Origin of the sequence: Hydrogenophaga sp. R2 (genome assembly GCF_049843595.1) — a bacterium.
Taxonomy (GTDB): domain Bacteria; phylum Pseudomonadota; class Gammaproteobacteria; order Burkholderiales; family Burkholderiaceae_C; genus Hydrogenophaga.
This window is the reverse complement of the sequence record NZ_JBBHZN010000001.1, coordinates 1653139-1673581: the sequence shown is the minus strand read 5'-3', so window position 1 is coordinate 1673581 and position 20443 is coordinate 1653139. Positions and strand designations below refer to the sequence as shown.

General features: G+C 68.0%; 23 protein-coding genes and 1 tRNA gene. 18 read left to right on the top strand and 6 right to left on the bottom strand.

Annotated elements, in window-relative coordinates:
* Position 1: 1 nt before the first annotated feature.
* Positions 2 to 682, bottom strand: coding sequence for a ComF family protein (locus tag WD026_RS08150; protein WP_425723114.1), 681 nt, complete (start codon positions 680 to 682; stop codon positions 2 to 4).
* 80 nt (positions 683 to 762) lie between these two features.
* Between WD026_RS08150 and WD026_RS08145 the strand changes: the two genes are divergently transcribed.
* The 8 genes from WD026_RS08145 to WD026_RS08110 all read left to right on the top strand — a co-directional run bounded on the left by WD026_RS08145 (position 763) and on the right by WD026_RS08110 (position 7231).
* Positions 763 to 1692, top strand: a complete 930-nt coding sequence (locus WD026_RS08145) for a biotin synthase (RefSeq protein WP_425723113.1) — start codon at positions 763 to 765, stop codon at positions 1690 to 1692.
* Positions 1693 to 1861: 169 nt separating this feature from the next.
* Positions 1862 to 2344, top strand: coding sequence for a DUF2244 domain-containing protein (locus tag WD026_RS08140; protein WP_425723112.1), 483 nt, complete (start codon positions 1862 to 1864; stop codon positions 2342 to 2344).
* Positions 2345 to 2476: 132 nt separating this feature from the next.
* On the top strand, positions 2477 to 3652 hold the full coding sequence (gene coxB / locus WD026_RS08135; protein WP_425723222.1) for a cytochrome c oxidase subunit II: 1176 nt from the start codon (positions 2477 to 2479) through the stop codon (positions 3650 to 3652).
* Positions 3653 to 3694: 42 nt separating this feature from the next.
* Entirely contained in the window at positions 3695 to 5314 is a 1620-nt protein-coding gene (gene ctaD / locus WD026_RS08130) for a cytochrome c oxidase subunit I (RefSeq protein WP_425723111.1), read from the top strand.
* A 19-nt stretch (positions 5315 to 5333) separates the two neighbouring features.
* Positions 5334 to 5444 (top strand): cytochrome oxidase small assembly protein, encoded by a 111-nt coding sequence (locus WD026_RS08125; RefSeq protein WP_425723110.1) that lies wholly within the window; start codon positions 5334 to 5336, stop codon positions 5442 to 5444.
* Positions 5445 to 5465: 21 nt separating this feature from the next.
* Positions 5466 to 6095 carry a cytochrome c oxidase assembly protein gene (locus tag WD026_RS08120; RefSeq protein WP_425723109.1) on the top strand — a complete coding sequence of 210 codons (630 nt, stop codon included), beginning with the start codon at positions 5466 to 5468 and terminating at the stop codon, positions 6093 to 6095.
* Positions 6092 to 6295: a DUF2970 domain-containing protein gene (locus tag WD026_RS08115; RefSeq protein WP_425723108.1), complete on the top strand. Its 204-nt coding sequence runs from the start codon at positions 6092 to 6094 to the stop codon at positions 6293 to 6295. Before WD026_RS08120 ends, WD026_RS08115 begins: the two co-directional genes overlap by 4 nt.
* Before the next feature lie 54 nt (positions 6296 to 6349).
* Positions 6350 to 7231, top strand: coding sequence for a cytochrome c oxidase subunit 3 (locus tag WD026_RS08110; RefSeq protein WP_425723107.1), 882 nt, complete (start codon positions 6350 to 6352; stop codon positions 7229 to 7231).
* Positions 7232 to 7319: 88 nt separating this feature from the next.
* Here WD026_RS08110 and WD026_RS08105 read toward each other — a convergent pair whose 3' ends face one another.
* Positions 7320 to 7568, bottom strand: a complete 249-nt coding sequence (locus WD026_RS08105) for a twin transmembrane helix small protein (protein ID WP_425723106.1) — start codon at positions 7566 to 7568, stop codon at positions 7320 to 7322.
* 47 nt (positions 7569 to 7615) lie between these two features.
* Between WD026_RS08105 and WD026_RS08100 the strand changes: the two genes are divergently transcribed.
* From WD026_RS08100 to WD026_RS08080, 5 genes are read left to right on the top strand one after another with little or no spacing between them, the layout of a single operon-like run.
* A complete protein-coding gene (locus WD026_RS08100) occupies positions 7616 to 8386 on the top strand; it encodes an SURF1 family protein (protein ID WP_425723105.1) in 771 nt (256 codons plus the stop codon).
* The gene (locus WD026_RS08095) at positions 8367 to 9044 is read left to right on the top strand and encodes an SCO family protein (protein ID WP_425723104.1); all 678 of its coding nucleotides are present in this window, start codon (positions 8367 to 8369) and stop codon (positions 9042 to 9044) included. The genes WD026_RS08100 and WD026_RS08095 overlap by 20 nt, the downstream gene beginning before the upstream one ends.
* 1 nt (position 9045) lies before the next feature.
* Positions 9046 to 10194 carry a COX15/CtaA family protein gene (locus WD026_RS08090; RefSeq protein ID WP_425723103.1) on the top strand — a complete coding sequence of 383 codons (1149 nt, stop codon included), beginning with the start codon at positions 9046 to 9048 and terminating at the stop codon, positions 10192 to 10194.
* Positions 10191 to 11108 carry a heme o synthase gene (gene cyoE, locus WD026_RS08085; RefSeq protein ID WP_425723102.1) on the top strand — a complete coding sequence of 306 codons (918 nt, stop codon included), beginning with the start codon at positions 10191 to 10193 and terminating at the stop codon, positions 11106 to 11108. Before WD026_RS08090 ends, cyoE begins: the two co-directional genes overlap by 4 nt.
* Positions 11108 to 11731, top strand: a complete 624-nt coding sequence (locus WD026_RS08080) for an SCO family protein (RefSeq protein WP_425723101.1) — start codon at positions 11108 to 11110, stop codon at positions 11729 to 11731. Before cyoE ends, WD026_RS08080 begins: the two co-directional genes overlap by 1 nt.
* Here the strand turns inward: WD026_RS08080 and WD026_RS08075 are convergent, their stop codons facing one another.
* Positions 11732 to 12772, bottom strand: a complete 1041-nt coding sequence (locus WD026_RS08075) for a CDP-6-deoxy-delta-3,4-glucoseen reductase (protein ID WP_425723100.1) — start codon at positions 12770 to 12772, stop codon at positions 11732 to 11734. It lies immediately after the preceding gene.
* A gap of 51 nt (positions 12773 to 12823) precedes the next feature.
* Here WD026_RS08075 and WD026_RS08070 point away from each other — a divergent pair, with 51 nt between their 5' ends.
* Positions 12824 to 13741, top strand: coding sequence for an SDR family oxidoreductase (locus WD026_RS08070; protein WP_425723099.1), 918 nt, complete (start codon positions 12824 to 12826; stop codon positions 13739 to 13741).
* A 1-nt stretch (position 13742) separates the two neighbouring features.
* Here WD026_RS08070 and WD026_RS08065 read toward each other — a convergent pair whose 3' ends face one another.
* Both WD026_RS08065 and WD026_RS08060 read right to left on the bottom strand, forming a co-directional pair.
* On the bottom strand, positions 13743 to 14414 hold the full coding sequence (locus WD026_RS08065) for an XRE family transcriptional regulator (protein ID WP_425723098.1): 672 nt from the start codon (positions 14412 to 14414) through the stop codon (positions 13743 to 13745).
* 115 nt (positions 14415 to 14529) lie between these two features.
* A tRNA-Leu gene (locus tag WD026_RS08060) sits at positions 14530 to 14616 on the bottom strand.
* A gap of 36 nt (positions 14617 to 14652) precedes the next feature.
* Between WD026_RS08060 and cysM the strand changes: the two genes are divergently transcribed.
* From cysM to WD026_RS08040, 4 genes are read left to right on the top strand one after another with little or no spacing between them, the layout of a single operon-like run.
* Complete coding sequence (gene cysM, locus WD026_RS08055) at positions 14653 to 15555, top strand: cysteine synthase CysM (RefSeq protein WP_425723097.1); 903 nt, start codon at positions 14653 to 14655, stop codon at positions 15553 to 15555.
* Between the two features lie 5 nt (positions 15556 to 15560).
* Positions 15561 to 16109, top strand: a complete 549-nt coding sequence (locus WD026_RS08050; protein WP_425723096.1) for an NUDIX domain-containing protein — start codon at positions 15561 to 15563, stop codon at positions 16107 to 16109.
* 49 nt (positions 16110 to 16158) lie between these two features.
* Entirely contained in the window at positions 16159 to 16386 is a 228-nt protein-coding gene (locus WD026_RS08045; protein WP_425723095.1) for a sulfurtransferase TusA family protein, read from the top strand.
* A gap of 22 nt (positions 16387 to 16408) precedes the next feature.
* The gene (locus WD026_RS08040) at positions 16409 to 17452 is read left to right on the top strand and encodes an NAD(P)-dependent oxidoreductase (protein ID WP_425723094.1); all 1044 of its coding nucleotides are present in this window, start codon (positions 16409 to 16411) and stop codon (positions 17450 to 17452) included.
* 24 nt (positions 17453 to 17476) lie between these two features.
* Here WD026_RS08040 and WD026_RS08035 read toward each other — a convergent pair whose 3' ends face one another.
* The gene (locus tag WD026_RS08035) at positions 17477 to 20383 is read right to left on the bottom strand and encodes a valine--tRNA ligase (protein WP_425723093.1); all 2907 of its coding nucleotides are present in this window, start codon (positions 20381 to 20383) and stop codon (positions 17477 to 17479) included.
* Between the last annotated feature and the right edge of the window lie 60 nt (positions 20384 to 20443).

Below are 20443 nucleotides of genomic sequence, written 5' to 3'. Positions count from 1 at the left end.
ATCATAGCGGCGTCAGGGGCGGCGCCCATGCCGGGGCCGGCGTGGCTGCCAGCACCAGTGCCGTCACCGAGGCCGCGCCGGCCTGGTGCAGGGCGGTGGCGGCCGCCTGCACGGTGGCGCCGGTGGTGACCACGTCGTCGATCAGCAGCAGATGCCGGCCGCTGACCGCGGCCCGTGCACGCGGGTGCACCAGGAACGCACCGTGCAGCTGCTGAAGCCGCGCGGCCCGGTCGAGGGTGCGCTGCGGCGGTCCCTCCAGGCAGCGCAGCAGGGCCTGGGGCAGGGCAGGGCGGTCGAGCCGGCGGGCCAGTTCCCAGGCCTGGTTGTAGCCCCGCTCGGCCAGCCGGCGCGGGCTCAGCGGCACCGGCACCAGCGCGTCGCACGAAGCCAGCAACCCGTCGTCTTGTGCCGCCAGGGCCATCAGCCGGGCCAGCGGACCGGCCCATCCGGGCTCGTCCTGGAACTTCAGCCGCGCCAGCAGCGTGGTCCAGGGGTAGCCGTAGCGCACCGCGGCCACGCACCGGACCAGCGGGCCAGGGGCCAGGCCATCGACCATCGGACGGGCACCGAAGCGGGCCAGGCAGTCGCGGCACACCGGCTGCGCGGGCCAGCGGCCGCACACCGCGCAGGTCGAGGGCAGGGCGGACCGGATCAGCGCCGTCGCCCAGGGAGGTCGGTGCACGGACATCGGGCCAATATACTGACGCCCCGCCATTCACGCGCCGCCGGTATCCGGCGGGTGCCGTGCCCACCGCTCTGCCCATGTCTTCCGTTTCAGCGGACCCCATCCCCCAGCCCGACGAACCGGTTCCCGGCATGGACCCGGTGGCCTGCACACGCTGGTGGCGCATGCCCCATGCGGCATCGCCCTGGCTGCACGAGGAGGTGGGCAGCCGCATGGCCGAGCGCCTGCAGTGGTTCCGCGAACCGCCCGCCAGCTGGCTGAACTGGGAACCGGTGTCCGGCGGTCTGGGTGTGCACCGCAAGCTGCGGCAGCGTTTGCCCCAGGCGGCCTGCTGGCTGCATGCAGCCCGGCCCGACCTGGCCCTGGCCGCCACCCGCGAGGCGTCTTCGTCCGGGGGCTGGACATCGTGGTGGCGCCGACGCGAACCTGCCGGCCCCTCGCTGGCCGGCGCCGACACCCGGGTCCGCATGCTCTGGGCCAACATGGTGCTGCATGCCGAGTCCAGCCCGCTCACGCTGATACGCCGCTGGCACCGCCATGTGGAGGTCGACGGCTTCCTGATGTTTTCCTGCCTGGGGCCGGACTCGCTGCGCGAGCTGCGCCAGCTCTACAGCGACCGGGGCTGGCCCGCGCCGGCCCACGATTTCACCGACATGCACGACTGGGGCGACATGCTGGTGCGGCAGGGCTTTGCCGAGCCGGTCATGGACATGGAGCGCATCACCCTGTCGTACAGCAGCGCATCGGCGTTGCTCGACGAGCTGCGCACCCTGGGGCGCAACCTGTCGTCCCGGCGACAGGCCGGCCTGCGTGGCCGGGGATGGCGCCGCCAGCTGGAGCGCGCCATCGAAAGCGAGCTGCCGCGCGGTCCGGATGGCCGGCTGCTGCTGACGTTCGAGGTCATTTACGGCCACGCCTTCAAGGCCCCGCCCCGGGTCCCCGTGGCCGCCAGCAGCACCGTGGGGGTGGACGACCTGCGCGCCATGTTGCGCAAGCCCCGGCCCTGAAGCTCTCTGCCCGGGGCGCCAAAGTGTCAATTGTCCGACCCCGATGTGACGTCATGTCAGCCGACCGGGGGGTGGACGCCGCTACAATCGCCCCCGGTTGAAATTCCCGGGGTATGTTCCCCTGCGCGAGGAGCGGCAAGCGCCGCTTCCACGTGATCCGGTGGTGGGTGTGTCTCAAGCCAGCAGTGTTTTCCGTTTCGCGACCCGTTCCGATGCCGGCATCGAATGGTCGCTGCGCAGGAACTGCTCGGTCACACCGGCCCAGCTGGGTGCCTTGTATGCATCGCTGTGTGTGGTGTCGCTGGGCGTGGCCGGTTTCTTCTGGAGCCAAGGCGCCACGCTGGTGCTGCCGTTTGCGGCGCTGGAGCTGCTGGCCGTGGCCGCGGCCTTCCTCATCTGGGCCCGGCACGCCACCGACAGCGAGCGCATCTGCCTGACCGAGGGCCGCCTGGTGGTGGAGCTGGAGTCCGGAGGTCGCCTGGAGCGCCGTGAATTTCCCCGGGACTGGGTGCGGGTCGATCCGCCACCGGGCTCGGGACAGTTGATCGAGGTGCGCGGTGCAGGTCAGTCGGTCCGGGTGGGCCGGTACCTGCGGGCGGATCTCAGGCCGGCGCTGGCGCGGGAAATCCGGCTGGCGTTGCGGGGTGCCTAGGCACCGAGGGATGAGCGGCATGTGGCCCCGAAAGGCCACCGGCCCGAAGTTTGTTGTAATCGGTATTGATATCAATCATTACTTATATTTGAGGCGCAAAAAGTGAGTACGACGAAGAAAACCGTGCAGTCCCTGCGGACCCGATGGCATTCGCTGCGCGATGCCGCCACCCTGCTGGCCCTGGGTGCGGGTGCCTGGACGTCGGTGATGGCCCAGAAGGTCAACGACCTGCCCGGCGGTCCTGCCGTCAACCAGCTCAACTTTGCGCCCCCGGTCACCAAGATCGCCGAGGAACAGCACTGGCTGCACTGGTTCATGATGGCCATCTGCGCCGTGATCTTCGTGATCGTGTTCGGCGTCATGTTCTATTCCATCCTCAAGCACCGCAAGTCGGTGGGCCACAAGTCGCAGGAACTGGCCGAGCCGATCTGGGTGGAACTGGGCTGGACCATCGTCCCGCTGCTGATCGTCATCGGCATGGCCCTGCCGGCCACCAAGGTGCTGGTCGCCCAGAAGGACACCACCAACGCCGACCTGACCATCAAGGCCACCGGCATGCAGTGGAAATGGGGCTACGACTACATCAAGGGCGAGGGCGAAGGCATCGGCTTCCTGTCCACCCTGGACAACAGCCACCGCGTCATGTCCGACAGCGGCAAGCTGACCCCGACCGACGACTACCTGCTCAAGGTCGACAACCCGATGGTGGTGCCCGTGGGCAAGAAGGTCCGCATCATCACCACCGCCAACGACGTGATCCACGCCTGGATGGTGCCGGCCTTCGGCGTCAAGCAGGACGCCATCCCCGGCTTCGTGCGCGACACCTGGTTCCGCGCCGAGAAGACCGGCGACTTCTACGGCCAGTGCGCCGAGCTGTGCGGCAAGGAACACGCCTACATGCCCATCCACGTGAAGGTGGTGACCGCCGAGGAATACACCGCCTGGGTGAACGAGCAGAAGAAGGCCATGGCCGCCAAGGCCGACGACCCGTCCAAGGTCTGGGCCCTGACCGACCTGGTCAAGCGGGGCGAGTCGGTGTACGCCGCCAACTGCGCCGCCTGCCACCAGGCCAACGGCAAGGGCGCCGGCCCGATCAAGGCCCTGGACGGCTCCGCGCTGGTGGTCGACGCCGACAAGGGCAAGATCATCAACGTGCTGCTGAACGGCCAGAACAATGGCGCCATGCCGGCCTGGAAACAGCTCTCCGACACCGAGCTGGCCGCCGTGATGACCTACGCCAAGAACAGCTGGTCCAACAAGACCGACCAGATCATCCAGCCCGCCGAAGTGCAGGCTGCCCGGAAGTGATCCGGCAACGTTTGACGATTGAGACCCCCTGAGGAAACGACCATGAGTGCAGTTCTCGACCACCACGACGCGCACGGACACGACCACGACCACCACGCCCCCACGGGCTGGCGCCGCTGGGTGTTCGCCACCAACCACAAGGACATCGGTACCCTGTACCTGCTGTTCTCCTTCGTCATGCTGATGATCGGCGGCGTGCTGGCCCTGGGCATCCGCGCCGAGCTGTTCCAGCCCGGCCTGCAGCTGGTGAACCCGCAGCTGTTCAACCAGCTCACCACCATGCACGGCCTGATCATGGTGTTCGGCGCCATCATGCCGGCCTTCGTGGGCTTCGCGAACTGGATGATCCCGCTGCAGATCGGCGCATCCGACATGGCCTTCGCCCGGATGAACAACTTCAGCTTCTGGCTGATGATCCCGGCCGCCCTGATGCTGGTCGCCTCGTTCTTCATGCCCGGTGGCGCACCCGCCGCCGGCTGGACGCTGTACGCCCCGCTGACCCTGCAGATGGGCCCCTCCATGGATGCCGGCATCTTTGCCATGCACATCCTGGGCGCCTCGTCCATCATGGGCTCGATCAACATCATCGTGACCATCCTCAACATGCGCGCCCCCGGCATGACGCTGATGAAGATGCCGATGTTCTGCTGGACCTGGCTGATCACCGCCTACCTGCTGATCGCCGTGATGCCCGTGCTGGCCGGTGCCATCACCATGACGCTGACCGACCGCCACTTCGGCACCAGCTTCTTCAACCCCGCCGGCGGCGGCGACCCGGTGATGTACCAGCACATCTTCTGGTTCTTCGGCCACCCCGAGGTCTACATCATGATCCTGCCGGCCTTCGGCATCGTGAGCCAGGTGGTGCCGGCGTTCGCCCGCAAGAAGCTGTTCGGCTACGCCTCCATGGTGTACGCCACCGGCTCGATCGCCATCCTGTCCTTCGTCGTGTGGGCCCACCACATGTTCACCACCGGCATGCCGGTGACCGGCCAGCTGTTCTTCATGTACAGCACCATGCTGATCGCCGTGCCGACCGGCGTGAAGATCTTCAACTGGATCGCCACCATGTGGAAGGGCTCGATGACCTTCGAGACCCCCATGCTGTGGGCCGTGGGTTTCATCTTCGTGTTCACCATGGGCGGCTTCACCGGCCTGATCCTGTCGGTGGCCCCGATCGACATCCAGATGCAGGACACCTACTACGTGGTGGCCCACTTCCACTACGTGCTGGTGGCCGGCTCGCTGTTCGCCATGTTCTCCGGCATCTACTACTGGCTGCCCAAGTGGACCGGCGTGATGTACAGCGAGACCCGCGGCAAGATCCACTTCTGGTGGTCGATGATCTCGTTCAACGTCACCTTCTTCCCGATGCACTTCCTGGGTCTGGCCGGCATGCCCCGTCGCTACGCCGACTACCCGATGCAGTTCGCCGACTTCAACATGATTGCGTCGGTCGGTGCCTTCTTCTTCGGTTTCGCCCAGGTCTACTTCTTCCTGGCCGTGGTCCTGCCCGCCATGCGCGGCAAGGGCCAGCCGGCCCCGCAGAAGCCCTGGGAAGGCGCTGAAGGCCTGGAGTGGGAAGTGCCGTCGCCGGCTCCTTTCCACACCTTCGAGAACCCGCCCAAGCTGGACGCCACCGCCACCAAGGTGATCGGCTGATTCCCCGGCCCGCACGAACATGACCCCTGAGCAGAAAAACCAGAACCGCCGCCTGGGCCTGATCCTGGCCTCGGTCGCTGTGGTCTTCTTCCTCGGCTTCGTGGCCAAGTTCGTGCTGCTGGGGCGCTGAGAGCGCCAACGGAACATCGACGTGGGACTGCGACGCGAAAACCTCAAGATCGTGGGCAAGCTCAGCGTGATCGCGCTGGGCATGTTTGCCTTCGGGTATGCGCTGGTGCCGATCTACCGACACATCTGCGAGGCGCTGGGCATCAATGTGCTGGCGGTGAGCGAGCGCCGCGTGCCCGGTGCCGCTCCCAGCCTGCCGGCCAACACCCAGGTCGACCGCACCCGGACCATCACGGTGGAATTCGACACCAACGTGCGCGGCCCCTGGGACTTCAAGCCGGCCGTGCGCTCGCTGCAGGTCCACCCGGGTGAGCTGACCACCGTGGTCTACGAGTTCCAGAACATCCAGAACCGGACCATGGCCGCCCAGGCCATCCCGAGCTATGCCCCCCGTCAGGCGGGCAACCATTTCAACAAGCTGGAGTGTTTCTGCTTCACGCAGTACACCCTGGCGCCGGGCGAGAAGAAGGAGTGGCCGGTGGCATTCGTCATCGATCCGCGCCTGCCCAAGGACGTGACCACCATCACCCTGTCCTACACCTTCTTCGAGGTGGGCGGCAAGGTGCCGGCAGCGCCGCAGGGCGGTCTGTCCCAGGTCGGCGCGCCCGCGCCCAAGGCCGCCGTGCCGGCGGCCAACCAGGGGGCTGTATGAGCACCCCGACGCAGCGTCCAGGCAGTGTCGCCGCCACGGTCAAGGCCGTGCTGTGGGGCTTCCTGGGCGTGCGCCGCCGTTCCGATTTCCAGGAAGACATTGCCCGACTCAACCCGCTGCACCTGATGGCAGTCGGCGTGGTGATGGCCTTCCTGTTCGTGGCGGGACTGATCCTGCTGGTGAACTGGGTCGCCGGCTGAAGCACCCGAACCACAACCCATAACAACCGATCCGCAAGACTTACAGGAGTGAGCATGTCAGCAGCAACCCACGGTTCGACGCCGTACTACTTTGTCCCCGGGCCCTCGCGGCATCCGGTGATGTCGTCCATCGGCCTCTTCTTCGTGATCCTGGGTGCCGGCCAGTGGGTCAACGGCGCGCAGTGGGGCGCCTACTCGCTGGCCTTCGGCCTGGCGTTCTGGCTGATCGTGCTGTTCCAGTGGTTCCGTGATTCGGTGCACGAGAGCGAGAGCGGTCTGTACGGTCGCAAGATCGACCTGTCGTACCGCTGGAGCATGAGCTGGTTCATCTTCTCTGAGGTGATGTTCTTCGGCGCCTTCTTCACCGCACTCTGGTGGGCACGCACCCACTCGGTGCCGGCCCTGGGCGGCATCGAGAACGCCCTGATCTGGCCCGACTTCTCGGCCGTGTGGCCCAGCGTGCAGGCCGGTGCCACCGCCTCGCCGGCCGGCATCGTGGAGCCCTTCCAGACCATGGGCCCGTTCTGGCTGCCCACCATCAACACCGCGCTGCTGCTCACCTCGGGCGTGACGCTGACCATCGCCCACCATGCGCTGCAGGCCGGCAACCGTGGCAAGACCATCGCCTTCATGTGGATGACGGTGCTGCTGGGTGTGATCTTCCTGTTCGTGCAGGGCTACGAGTACTACCACGCCTACACCGATCTGAACCTCAAGCTCAGCTCCGGCGTGTTCGGCTCCACCTTCTTCATGCTCACCGGCTTCCACGGCTTCCACGTGTTCGTCGGCATGCTGATGCTGCTGTTCATCACCCTGCGCCTGCAGAAGGGCCACTTCACCAAGGAGCGCCATTTCGGCTTCGAAGGCGCGGCCTGGTACTGGCACTTCGTGGACGTGGTGTGGCTGGGCCTGTACATCCTCGTCTACTGGATGTGAGGCAGAAGGCGCCCGGCGCCTTCTCCGGTCCCAGCCCTCATGAAAAAAGCGCCGCGAGGCGCTTTTTTTCCGTTCGGGTGGCTGTCCGTCAACGGGCCATGGGAACCCCGGTCGGCTGGATCCATCCCATGCGCCAACTCACCAGCACCACGATGAACAGCAGAATCGAGAAACCGACCCGGAAGGCCAGCGCACGGGCCATGTGGTTGGTGGGTGGCGGAGCGCCTTGCGGATCCTCTTCGGCATCGCTCGATCGGCCGCCCCGCATCATGAAGTACAGCGCTGCCGCCAGCGAACCGATGATGGCCACGAAGGCCACGATGACCAGATATTTCATGGACCGGATTATCGATCCCGGTCGGCGGCCGACCGCCGGGGTGGGACATGGCTGAAGCCTCACGCTCCCGGCGCCTGCGGTTCTGGATCGTCAGCGTGGTCACCCTGCTGGCGGTGCTGGCCACGGCCTCGCTGGGCCGCTGGCAGCTCGACCGGGCCGACCAGAAGCTGGCCCTGCAGGCCCGCATGACCGAGCGCGCTGCACTGCCGTCGTGGGACAACGCGGCGCTGCTGGGCGCGCTCACCGGACAGGACGCCGAGGCAGCCGCCCGGGCACACCACCGCGCCGTGGTGCTGACCGGTCGCTGGGTGCCGCAGGCCCAGGTGTTTCTGGACAACCGCCAGATGGCCGGGCGGGTGGGGTTCTTTCATGTGATGCCGCTGCGCATCGAGGGCAGCGAGCGGGTGGTGCTGGTGCAGCGGGGCTGGGCTCCGCGCGATTTCCAGGACCGCACCCGGGTGCCCGATGTGCCCACCCCCGACGGCACCGTGCGCATCGAAGGTCGGCTGGCCCCGCCGCCGGCCCAGCTTTACCAGCTCGGCGAGGCGGTGCCCGGGGTGATCCGGCAAAATATCGAGCTTTCCGGGTTCGCCCTGGAGACCGGTCTGAACCTGTTGCCGGTCTCGGTGCAGCAGACCAGCGACACCGATGACGGTCTGCTGCGCGACTGGCCGGCACCTGCGGTCGATGTCTCGCGCCACCACGGATACGCCTTCCAGTGGTTCTCGCTCAGCACGCTGCTAGTCCTGCTCTACCTCTGGTTCCAGATCCTTCTTCCCCGCCGACAACGCAACTCCCATGGCCCAGACGCCCGATGAACCCCTGACCATGACCGTGCACAGCCTGCCCACGCCGGACCAGGCGAGTGCCGTCTCGGCCGCCGCCACCCGGCGTGGCCGCTGGAAGATGATCGCGCTGCTGCTGGTGTGCGCCTCGCCGGTGATCGCGTCCTACCTCACCTACTACGTCATCCGCCCGGAAGGGCGCCGCAACTACGGCGAGCTGGTCCAGCCGCAGCGCGCCTTGCCCGCGTGGCAGGGCACGGACGTGCAGGGCCGGCCGGTGCCGCTGAGCTCGCTCAAGGACCAGTGGCTGCTGATCAGCGTGGCCGACACCGCCTGCAACGAGGCCTGCCAGAAACACCTGTACCTGCAGCGCCAGCTGCGCGAGACCCTGGGTCGCGAGAAGGACCGGCTGGACTGGGTCTGGCTGCGCACCGGCGATGCCCCGCTGGACCCGGCGCTGCAGCAGGCCACCGCCGCGGCCACCGTGCTCCAGGTGCCGGCCGACGAGCTCGCCCGCTGGCTGGAGCCGGCGCCGGGCCACCGGATCGAGGACCACCTGTATGTGGTCGATCCCATCGGCAACTGGATGATGCGTTTTCCGGCCGACATCGATCCGCAGAAGGCCAAGCGCGACCTGGACCGCCTGCTGCGGGCCTCGGCCTTCTGGGACCGCCCGGGGCGAGAGGACTGACATGGACCAGCCCCTGTACGACCTGGCACCGATCGCCCGCCTGATGCTGCTGGGCGTGGTGCTGGCCATCGGCCCGCTGGCCTGGGTGTGGCTGCGCAACCGGCACGCCGAGCCCGCCACCCGCCTGCGCAACCTGACCCTGGTCACCCTGTTCATCACCTTCGACCTGGTGCTGTTCGGCGCCTTCACCCGCCTCACCGATTCCGGTCTGGGCTGCCCCGACTGGCCGGGCTGCTACGGTGCGGCCAGCCCCATCGGCGCGCACGCCGACATCTCGGCCGCCCAGCAGGCCATGCCCACCGGCCCGGTCACCTTCTCCAAGGCCTGGATCGAGATGATCCACCGGTACCTCGCCACCACGGTGGGCGTGCTGATCATCGTGCTGGCGGCCGGCAGCTGGATGCAGCGCCGTCGCCTCGCGGTGCACTGGGTCTGGCCGGCCTTCACCCTGTTCTGGGTCTGTCTGCAGGGCGCGTTCGGTGCGCTCACCGTGACCATGAAGCTGTTCCCCGCCATCGTCACCCTGCACCTGCTGGGTGGCCTGGTGCTGCTGGCGCTGCTGCGGGCGCAGTCGGTCGCGTATTCGCTGGCCGATCCGGCCTCGAGCGGCCCGGTGGAGTTGCCGTCGCGGCTGCGTCTGGGCCTGATCGCGGCCTTTGCCCTCCTGTGGCTGCAGATCGCGCTGGGTGGCTGGGTCAGCACCAATTACGCGGTGCTGGCCTGCAACGAGTTCCCCACCTGCCAGGGCAGCTGGTGGCCGCCCATGGACTTCCGTTCGGGCTTCACCCTGTGGCGCGAGCTCGGCACCGAGCGTGACGGTGACACCATCACCTTTGCCGCCCTTACCGCCATCCACTATGTGCACCGACTGAGCGCCTGGGTGGTGTTTGCCGCGCTGCTGGGCGTGGCCTGGAAACTGTGGCGGGTGCCCGGCCTGCAGGGTTTCGCCCGTGGTGTCGTGGGCCTGTGTGCCCTTCAATTCCTCACCGGCCTGTCCAACGTGGTGCTGGACTGGCCGCTGCTGGCCGCCGTGAGCCACACCGGCGGTGCGGCTGCGCTGGTGGTGCTGTTCACCGGTGCCGTGGCCCGGACCCGTTCGCTGCCCGAGGTCGCCGCCGCTCCCCTGCACCTGTCCCGATCTGTCCGATGAGTTCTGCCTCTTCCCCCTCCGCCGCCGTGGCGCTGCCGTCGACCTGGCGGCAGTTCTATGCCCTCACCAAGCCGCGCGTGGTGCAGCTCATCGTGTTCTGTGCCCTCATCGGCATGGTGCTGGCCGTGCCGGGTGTGCCCAGCTGGGCACAGGTGCAGCTGGCGGCCGTGGCCTGCTTCGGCATCTGGCTCGTGGCCGGTGCCGCCGCGGCCTTCAACTGCGTGGTCGAGCAGCACATCGATGCCCGCATGAAGCGCACCGCCTGGCGCCCCACCGCCAAGGGCGAGCTCACCAACGTGCAGACGCTGAGCTTCTCGGCCGCGCTGTGCGGTGCCGGCTCGGCCCTGCTGTACTGGGCCGTCAACCCGCTGACCATGTGGCTGACCTTTGCCACCTTCGTGGGCTATGCGGTCATCTACACCGTGGTGCTCAAGCCGCTGACGCCGCAGAACATCGTCATCGGCGGCGCCTCGGGCGCCATGCCGCCGGTGCTGGGCTGGACCGCCATGACCAACGTGGTGGCGCCCGAGTCCCTGATCCTCTTCCTCATCATCTTCCTGTGGACGCCGCCGCACTTCTGGGCGCTGGCGCTGTACCGGGTGGAGGACTACCGCCGCTCCGGCCTGCCGATGCTGCCGGTCACCCACGGCTCGGACTTCACCCGCCTGCAGATCCTGCTCTACACCTTCGTGCTGTTCGCGGCCTGCCTCATGCCTTTCATGATGCGCATGAGCGGCTGGTTCTACCTGGTGGCCGCCGTGCTGCTCAACGCCGGTTTCTGTGCCTACGCCTGGAAGCTGTGGCGCGACTACTCCGACGCCCTGGCCCGCAAAACCTTCCGTTTCTCGTTGATCCACCTGTCGCTGCTGTTCGCGGCGCTGCTGATCGACCACTACCTGCCCCGAGGATTCTGATGAAAGACGCCAACCCCCGCGTCCACCCCCGTCGTCGCAGCCTGCTCGCGGCAGCCCTGGCCACCGGCGTGCTGGCCGCCTGTTCCGATGGCCAGCCGGCCGCGCCGTCGTTTGCCGGCATCGACATCACCGGCGCCGATTACGCCACCGGCTTCGATCTGGCGGACCAGTTCGGGCAGCGCCGCACGCTGGCGGACTTCAAGGGCAAGGTGGTGCTGGTGTTCTTCGGCTTCACCCAGTGCCCCGATGTCTGCCCCACCACCCTGACCGAGATCGCCCAGGTCAAGCAGGCCCTGGGTGCCGACGGCGAGCGGGTGCAGGGCATCTTCATCAGCGTCGATCCGGAGCGCGACACGCCCGAGATCATGAAGGAGTACATGGCCAGCTTCGACCCCAGCTTCCTGGCCCTGCAGGCCCCGCTGGATCAGCTCCCCGAGGTGGCGAAGAGCTTCAAGATCTACTACAAGAAGGTCGAGGGCAAGACGCCCACCAGCTACACCATGGACCACTCGGCCGGCACCTACGTGTATGACCCGCAGGGCCGCATCCGCCTCTACCACCGCTATGGCAGCGGTGTGCAGGGGCTGATCGCCGACGTGAAGCAGCTGCTGGCGGCCGCCTGATCAGGCCGGGGCGGCGGCCTTGTCGGCCGCGCTGGTGAACGAGTCGGCGTAGAACAGTTCTTCGGCCAGACCGGCCGCCACGTAGTCGCGCCGGGCCGACTCCACCACGATGGGTGCGCCGCAGGCATACACCTCGAAGCCGGCGAGATTCGGCTGGTCCTCCAGCACGGCCCGGTGCACGAAGCCGGTGCGGCCAGTCCAGCCGTCTTCCGGCAGCGCGTCCGACACCACCGGCACATAACGCAGGTTCGGCAGGGCGGCCAGCTGCGCCTCGATCCAGGCCTGCTGGTACAGGTCGGCCGGGCGGCGGCCACCCCAGTACAGCGTGGCCGGGCGCTGGATGCCCTTGAAGCGCATGTGCTCGATGATGGCCTTGATGGGCGCGAAACCCGTGCCCGAGGCCAGCAGCACCATGGGGCGGTCGCTCTCCTCACGCAGGAAGAAGCTGCCGAAGGGACCCTCGATGCGCAGGATCTCCTTCTCCTTCATGTTCGTGAACACATGGTCGGTGAACTTGCCGCCGGGCATGTGGCGCAGGTGCAGCTCCAGCACCGGCGCTTCGGCCTGGGTATGGGGCGCATTCGCCATGGAGTAGCTGCGGCGGTCACCGTCGCGCAGGATGAACTCCACATACTGGCCGGCGCGGTACTGGAAGGTGTCGCTGGCCGGCAGCTGCAGCTTGAGCACGATCACGTCGTGCGAGGCGCGTTCCAGGCTGCTCACGCGCGCCGGCATCTTCTTGATCGGGAAGGCGCCCACCTCGGTCACCTGGCGCGACTCGATCACCACGTCGCCCTGCGGCACACCGCAGCAGGTCAGGATGAAGCCGGCGGCTTCCTCGTCGGCCGACAGGGCCTTGCTCTGGTGCGGGCCATGCACCACCGTGCCCTCGACCAGCCTGCACTTGCAGGAGCCGCAGGCACCGTCCTTGCAGCCATAGGGCAGGCCGATGCCCTGGCGGATGCCGGCGGCCAGCAGGGTCTCCTGCTCCATCGCGTTGAACTGGCGCCCGCTGGGCTGCACGGTGACGGTGAATGTCATACTGACGGTCCTTCAAAAACAACCGCGCATTGTCGCAAATCCCGAATCCGCATGAGTCTGTACGGCGCATTGCCGGCCCGCTTCCGGCGCGAACGCATCCTCATCATCGGCTGTGGTGACGTGGGACAGCGGGTGGCCCGCGACCTGCAGGCCAGCCCGCTGCGCGTGCTGGCCCTGACCTCCAGCCCGCAGCGTCGCGATGGCCTGCGCCGGTTGGGCATCACGCCGCTGCTGGGCAACCTGGATGACCGCCGCACGCTGGGCCGTCTGGCCGGTCTGGCCACCCGTGTTCTGCACCTGGCCCCGCCCCCCGGCGAGGCGGGCGACTGGCGCCGCGACCCGCGCAGCCGCGAGCTGGTGCGGGCGCTGATGCAGCGCAGTGCGCCGACCGCGCTGGTGTACGGCTCCACCACCGGCGTCTACGGCGATCGGCAGGGCCGCTGGACCGACGAATCCACGCCGTGCGCACCGCTCACCCCGCGCGCCTGGCGCCGGGTGGATGCCGAGACCTCGGTGCACGGTTATGGCCGCATGACCGGTGCCCGCACCACCGTGCTGCGCATCCCTGGCATCTATGCGCCCGACCGCGAAGGCGGCACGCCCCGGGAGCGCCTCTTGCGCGGCACGCCGGTGCTGCAGCGCGAGGACGACGTGTTCACCAACCACATCCATGCCGACGACCTGGCCCGGGCCTGCCGGCTGGCGCTGTGGCGTGGACGGCCACAGCGCAACATCAATGTGGTGGACGACTCCGATCTGATGATGGGCGACTACTACGATCTGGCGGCCGATCTGTACGGCCTGCCGCGTCCACCCCGGGTGCCGCGCGACGCGGCCCGCGAGCAGCTGCCCTTGATGCTGCTGAGCTTCATGAGTGAGTCGCGGCGGCTGCGCAACGACCGCATGCGCACCGAACTGCGGCTGCGGCTGCGCCACCCCACGGTGCGCGAGGGACTCGCTGCCCGCTGAATCAGATGTGGTCGGTGAGCTTGTGCACCACGCGCCCGATCAGCAGGGCGCGTTCGTCAAAGGTCTTGCGCGGGAAACGGGCCTGATCGGAGTTGTCGGCATACATCCACCACAGCCCGCCGTCGCGCACCAGGCGGCGGAACACCAGTTCACCTTCGTAGTTGACGGCATAGACGCAGCCGTCCTGCGGATCGGTGTGCACCAGGCTGATGATGATGGTGTCGCCCTCGATCAGGCTGGGCTCCATGCCGGCCAGGTGCATGCGCATGGCCAGCAGGCGCCGGGCATCCAGCTGCCGCGCCTCCAGCCAGACCTTGGACAGGGCGATGGGCGAGGTGTCGGAGTCGTCGGTGTCGATGGACACCTGGGGTGACCCGCCGTGCAGCCGCAGCCGGACCCGGCTGATGGCCTGCACGTTGGAGCCTGGGGTGCCGACCAGGTAGGCCACCGGCAGTTCCCTGGTTTTCCAGGGGTTGCCGATGCCCAGCGACAGCCATTTGTGCTCTACGCCCAGTGCCTCGGCGATCTGGGGCAGGCTGCCCCGTGCCTGTCGCGCTCCGGACTCGATGTTGCCGATGGTTCCCTGGCTGAGGCCAGCCGCGACGGCCAGCTGGCTCTGCGTCCAGCCGCGTTGCTCGCGGGCGTATTTGACTCGTTGGGCTAAGGTTTTCACAGGCAGGATGGTGACAATGCTGCCGTGTTCCAAAAGGTCACGGCCGTGATCGGCTGGTCATCCGTTAGTGATCGAGAGGGGGAGTGCGTTCCGAGCGCCGACGCGGCTGTCGGGCTGGTGCCGGAGACCGGAATCGAACCGGTACGGTGTTTCCACCGGCAGATTTTGAGTCTGCTGCGTCTACCAATTTCGCCACTCCGGCAGAAGGGGCAACCGGAAATTATGGCACAGTGACACCATGCAATACCCCACCATCGAAGACGCCGTCGGTCGCACGCCGCTGGTAGCGCTGCAGCGCATGGGAGCCCGGGAGAACGCCGCCCGGGGCAACGTCATTCTGGGCAAGCTGGAGGGCAACAACCCGGCCGGATCGGTGAAGGATCGGCCGGCGCTGTCCATGATCCGCCGCGCCGAAGAGCGGGGCGACATCCGCCCCGGCGACACCCTGATCGAGGCCACGTCCGGCAACACCGGCATCGCCCTGGCCATGGCAGCGGCCATCAAGGGCTACCGCATGGTGCTGATCATGCCGGAGGACCTGTCCATCGAGCGGGCCCAGACCATGAAGGCGTTCGGCGCCGAACTCATCCTCACGCCCAAGAGCGGCGGCATGGAGTCGGCCCGCGATCTGGCCGAGCGCATGCAGGCCGAAGGCAAGGGGCGGGTGCTGGACCAGTTCGCCAATGCCGACAACCCCCGCGTGCACTTTGAAACCACCGGCCCCGAGATCTGGGAACAGACCGGCGGGCGCATCACCCACTTCGTCAGTGCCATGGGCACCACCGGCACCATCACCGGCGTGTCGCGCTTCCTGAAGGAAAAGAACCCGGCGATCCGCATCGTCGGCGCGCAGCCCAGCGAGGGATCGCGCATTCCCGGCATCCGCAAGTGGCCGCAGGAATACCTGCCCAGGGTCTACGACCCCAGCACGGTGGACGAGCTGGTCTATGTGACCCAGGCCGATGCCGAAGAGACAGCCCGGCGCATGGCGCGCGAAGAGGGCATCTTTGCCGGCATCTCGGCCGCGGGCGCCTGCTGGGTGGCCCAGCAGATCGCGGAGCGGGAAGAGAACGCGACCATCGTCTTCATCGTCTGCGACCGGGGCGACCGCTACCTGTCCACCGGCGTGTTCCCGGCCTGATGCCCATGGCCGGCGGCGCTGCGGAGTTCCGGTTCTGTCCGCTGTGCGCCGGGCCGCTGGCCGCATCGGCCCGGCAGGAGGACGGCGGGCTGGTCAGCCGGCTGCGTTGCGCGGCCTGCGGCTTCACCCACTGGAACAACCCCACCCCGGTGCTGGCCGCCATCGTCGAGCTCGATGGCCGGATCCTGCTGGCCCGCAACGCGGCCTGGCCGGGGCGCTTCTTCGGGCTCATCACCGGCTTCATGGAGGCCGGCGAGACACCCGAAGACGGTATCCGCCGCGAGATCGCCGAGGAGACCTCGCTGCAGGTCAGCCGGCTCGGCCTGGTCGGGGTACACGATTTTCAGCGCATGAACCAGGTGATCATCACGTACCACGCCGTGGCGCATGGCGAGGTGCGGCTGTCGCCCGAGCTGTCCGAGTACCGCCTGCTGCCGCCCGAGCAGGTGCGCTGCTGGCGCGCCGGCACCGGGCTGGCCCTGGCAGCGTGGCTGAAGTCACGCGGGATCGATCCGGTTTTCCTGGACGAAGCGCCGCGCGCCGAGCCAACGTAAAATTTGCATACTTCCTACCTGTATCCGAACACCCCACCCGATCCTGGCCATGACCGCTGACAAAGAACTCGACGCCCGGGGCCTGAACTGCCCGCTGCCCATCCTCAAGGCCAAGAAGGCGCTGGCCGACATGCTCAGCGGCCAGACGCTCAAGGTGGTGGCCACCGATGCGGGTTCGGTGCGCGACTTCCAGGCCTTTGCCAAGCAGACCGGCAACCTGCTGGTGCTGCAGGAAACCGTCAACGGCGAACACATCAGCGTCCTGAAACGCCGCTGATCGCGGCCTGCTCCCTGGCGCCATGGAAGTCCTGCTGGTCGATCCCCTGGTGCCCGAGGCCCTGGAGTGGCTGCGCCAGCGGCACGCGGTCACCTACATCCCCGAACTGGCCGACGACCCTGCCGGCCTCATGAAGGCCATGGCGCAGGCGCGCGCCGTGGTGCTCCCCACCCACGTGGTGGTCACCCGCCACATGCTGGACGCCGCACCCCGCCTCGAGGTGGTGGGGCGCCTGCAGATGTCCAGCGGCAACATCGATCTGGACGACTGCGCCCGCCGCAACATCCGCGTGCTGCAGGCGCGCAGTGCCACGGTGCGATCGAACGCCGAATACATCCTTTATGGCCTGCTCATGCTGTACCGGCGCGGCATGGTGAGTGCGCTGCTGGGCCGGCGGCTGTCGGAGGTGCGGCTGGGCCGCGAGATCGGGGGCAGCACCATCGGCCTGATGGGGCTGTCACCGGTGGCCCACGCGCTGGCGCCCATGCTGGGCTGTCTGGGCGTCAAGCTCATCGGCTACGACCCGGCGGTGCACCATGCCGCCGATGTGTGGGACCGCCTGGGGGTGGAGGCGGTGCCGGTGCAGGAGCTGCTGGAGCGCTCGGACGCGGTCACGCTGCAGATGATCCACGCACCGCGCTTCAACGGCTGGATCAACGAGCGGCTGCTCAACCACTGCAAGCCGGGTCAGCTGTGGGTGGGCATCAGCCGCGGCTCCTTGTTCGATGCCGAAGCCCTGGCGCTGGCCCTCACCGACGGCCGCATCGACGCCATGATGCTGGATGGCGCCGGCCCGCAGTTCGCGGCGCCGGGCAGCGTGCTGCACGGCATTGCGCACCTGCACCTCACGCCCCGGCTGGGCTCGCACACGCGGGAGGCCAAGATGCGGGCCAGCTGGTACCTGGTGCACCGCATCCACGAAACCCTGGCCCCGGAAGCGGCCCGCCGCGAACCCACGGTGAGCAGCGAATTCATGCCGCTGGACCGCGAGCGCTACCCCGGCGGCAGCGACCCCCAGAACCTGTCGCCCTCGCAGTGGGGCGCACTGGACATGCAGCTGCCCTGACCGTTCAGGGCAGCGTGCTGTGCTTCAACCCAGACGGGCCAGCTGTTCGCGCACCTTGGACAGGGTGCTGGTGAAGTCGGCCAGGCGCTGACGCTCCTGATCGATGACGGCGGCCGGTGCGCGGGCCACGAAGGACTCGTTGCCCAGCTTGCCCTGGGCCTTGGCGATCTCGCCCTCCAGGCGCGTGGCTTCCTTGCCCAGGCGCAGCTTCTCGGCCGCGACGTCGATTTCCATGAACAGGCACAGGCGGGTGTTGCCCACCACCGCGACCGGCGCCGACTGGGCCGCGGCAGCCCAGGTGGCCTCGTCGTCGAACACCTTCACCTCCGACAGCTTGGCCAGGGCCTGCAGCACCGGCGCGGCCTCGCGCATGAAGTCGGCATCGCCCACGGCGTACAGCGGCAGGCGCTGGGCCGGCGACACGCCCATCTCGCCGCGCAGGTTGCGGCAGGCATCCACCAGCGATTTCAGCCGGCCCACATGGGCGATGGCGGCCTCGTCGATCTTGGAGGGCTGGGCTTCGGGGTAGCGGGCCACGCTCACCGACACGCGGGCCGGGTCGGCATCGGCCGGCAGCACGCCGGCCACCGGGGCCACCTTCTGCCACAGCTCTTCGGTGATGAAGGGGATGATGGGGTGGGCCAGCCGCAGGATGGCTTCGAGCGTGCGGATCAGGGTGCGGCGGGTGGCGCGCTGCTGGGCCACGTCGCCGGTCTGGATCTGCACCTTGGCGATTTCCAGGTACCAGTCGCAGAACTCGTTCCACACGAAGTCGTAGATGGCGTTGGCCACGTGGTCCAGGCGGTACTCGGCAAAGCCCTTGGCCACTTCGGCCTCGGTCTTCTGCAGCAGCGAGGCGATCCAGCGGTCGGCCTGGGTGAAGCGCATGTAGCCGTGCGCCTTGCCGCCCACGGCGCAGTCGGCCTTGGTGTGCTCCATCAGGCCGCAGTCGTGGCCTTCGCAGTTCATGAGCACGAAGCGGGTGGCGTTCCAGAGCTTGTTGCAGAAGTTGCGGTAGCCCTCGCAGCGCTTGCTGTCGAAGTTGATGCTGCGGCCCAGCGAGGCCAGGGCGGCGAAGGTGAAGCGCAGGGCGTCGGCACCGTAGGCCGGGATGCCGTCGGGGAATTCCTTCTCGGTGTCCTTGCGCACGCGCGGGGCGGTCTCGGGCTTGCGCAGGCCGGTGGTGCGCTTGTCCAGCAGCGGGGCCAGGGCGATGCCGTCGATGAGGTCGACCGGGTCGAGCACGTTGCCTTCGCTCTTGCTCATCTTGCGGCCCTGGGCGTCGCGCACCAGGCCGTGGATGTAGACGTGGCGGAAGGGCACGCGGCCGGTGAAGTGGGTGGTCATCATGATCATCCGGGCCACCCAGAAGAAGATGATGTCGTAGCCGGTGACCAGCACCGTGCTGGGCAGGTAGAGGTCCTGGTCGCCGGTGCCGTCCGGGGCGGGTGCTGCGTCGGGCCAGCCCATGGTGCTGAAGGGGACCAGGGCGCTGGAGTACCAGGTGTCGAGCACGTCGGGGTCGCGCGTGAGCGTTTTGCCCGGGGCCTGGGCCTGGGCTTCGGCCTCGTTGCGGGCCACGATGACCTGGCCGTCCTCGGTGTACCAGGCCGGGATCTGGTGGCCCCACCAGAGCTGGCGGCTGATGCACCAGTCCTGGATGTTGTTCATCCACTGGTTGTAGGTGTTGACCCAGTTCTCGGGCACGAACTTCACCTCGCCGGACTGCACGGCGTCGATGGCTTTTTGCGCAATGCTCTTGCCGGTGGGGTCCTGCTCGCTGACTTTCGTCATGGCCACGAACCACTGATCGGTGAGCATGGGCTCGACCACCTGGCCGGTGCGGGCACAGCGCGGCACCATGAGCTTGTGCTTCTTGGTCTCGACCAGCAGGCCGGCGGCATCGAGGTCGGCCACCACCTGCTTGCGGGCCTTGAAACGGTCCAGGCCCCGGTAGGGTTCGGGGGCGTTGTCGTTGATGGTGGCGTCGAGTGCCAGCACGCCGATGACGGGCAGCTGGTGGCGCAGGCCCACGGCGTAGTCGTTGTGGTCGTGCGCCGGGGTGACCTTGACCACGCCGGTGCCGAAGGCGCGGTCCACGTAGTCGTCGGCAATCACGGGGATGGTGCGGTTGCACAAAGGCAGCACCACCTGCTGGCCGATGAGGTGGGTGTAGCGCTCGTCTTCCGGGTGGACCATGACGGCCACGTCGCCCAGCAGGGTTTCAGGCCGGGTGGTGGCCACGGTGAGAGCACCGCTGCCGTCGGCCAGCGGGTAGCTGATGTGCCAGAGGAAGCCGTCTTCCTCCTCGCTCTCCACCTCCAGGTCGCTCACCGCGGTTTTCAGCACCGGGTCCCAGTTGACCAGTCGCTTGCCGCGGTAGATGAGGCCCTGCTGGTACAGCCGCACGAAGGTCTCGGTGACCACGGACGAGAGCTTCTCGTCCATGGTGAAGTACTCGCGGCTCCAGTCCACGCTGTCGCCCATGCGGCGCATCTGGGTGGTGATGGTGTTGCCGCTCCTTTCCTTCCACTCCCACACCTTGGCGGTGAAGGCCTCGCGGCCGAGGTCGTGGCGGGTGATGCCCTGTTCCTGCAGCTGGCGCTCCACCACGATCTGGGTGGCGATGCCGGCGTGGTCGGTGCCCGGCACCCACACGGTGTTGGCGCCCAGCATGCGGTGGTAGCGGGTCAGGCTGTCCATGATGGTCTGGTTGAACGCATGACCCATGTGCAGCGTGCCGGTGACGTTGGGCGGCGGCAGCTGGATGGCAAAGCCCGGTGCGCCGGCCTGCGGCTGCCCGGTGCCCCGGTGACCGGCGCGGCCGTAGCCGCGCTGTTCCCATTCGGGGCCCCAGCGGGCTTCCAGCGGAGCGGGCTCGAACGATTTGGCCAGGGATGCCAGGCCGGGCTGGTTCACGGTGTCGGTCATGGGGGCGCCAGAGTGGCGACGGCATCCCGCAGGATGCCGTCGGTGGTGTTCGGGTAAGCG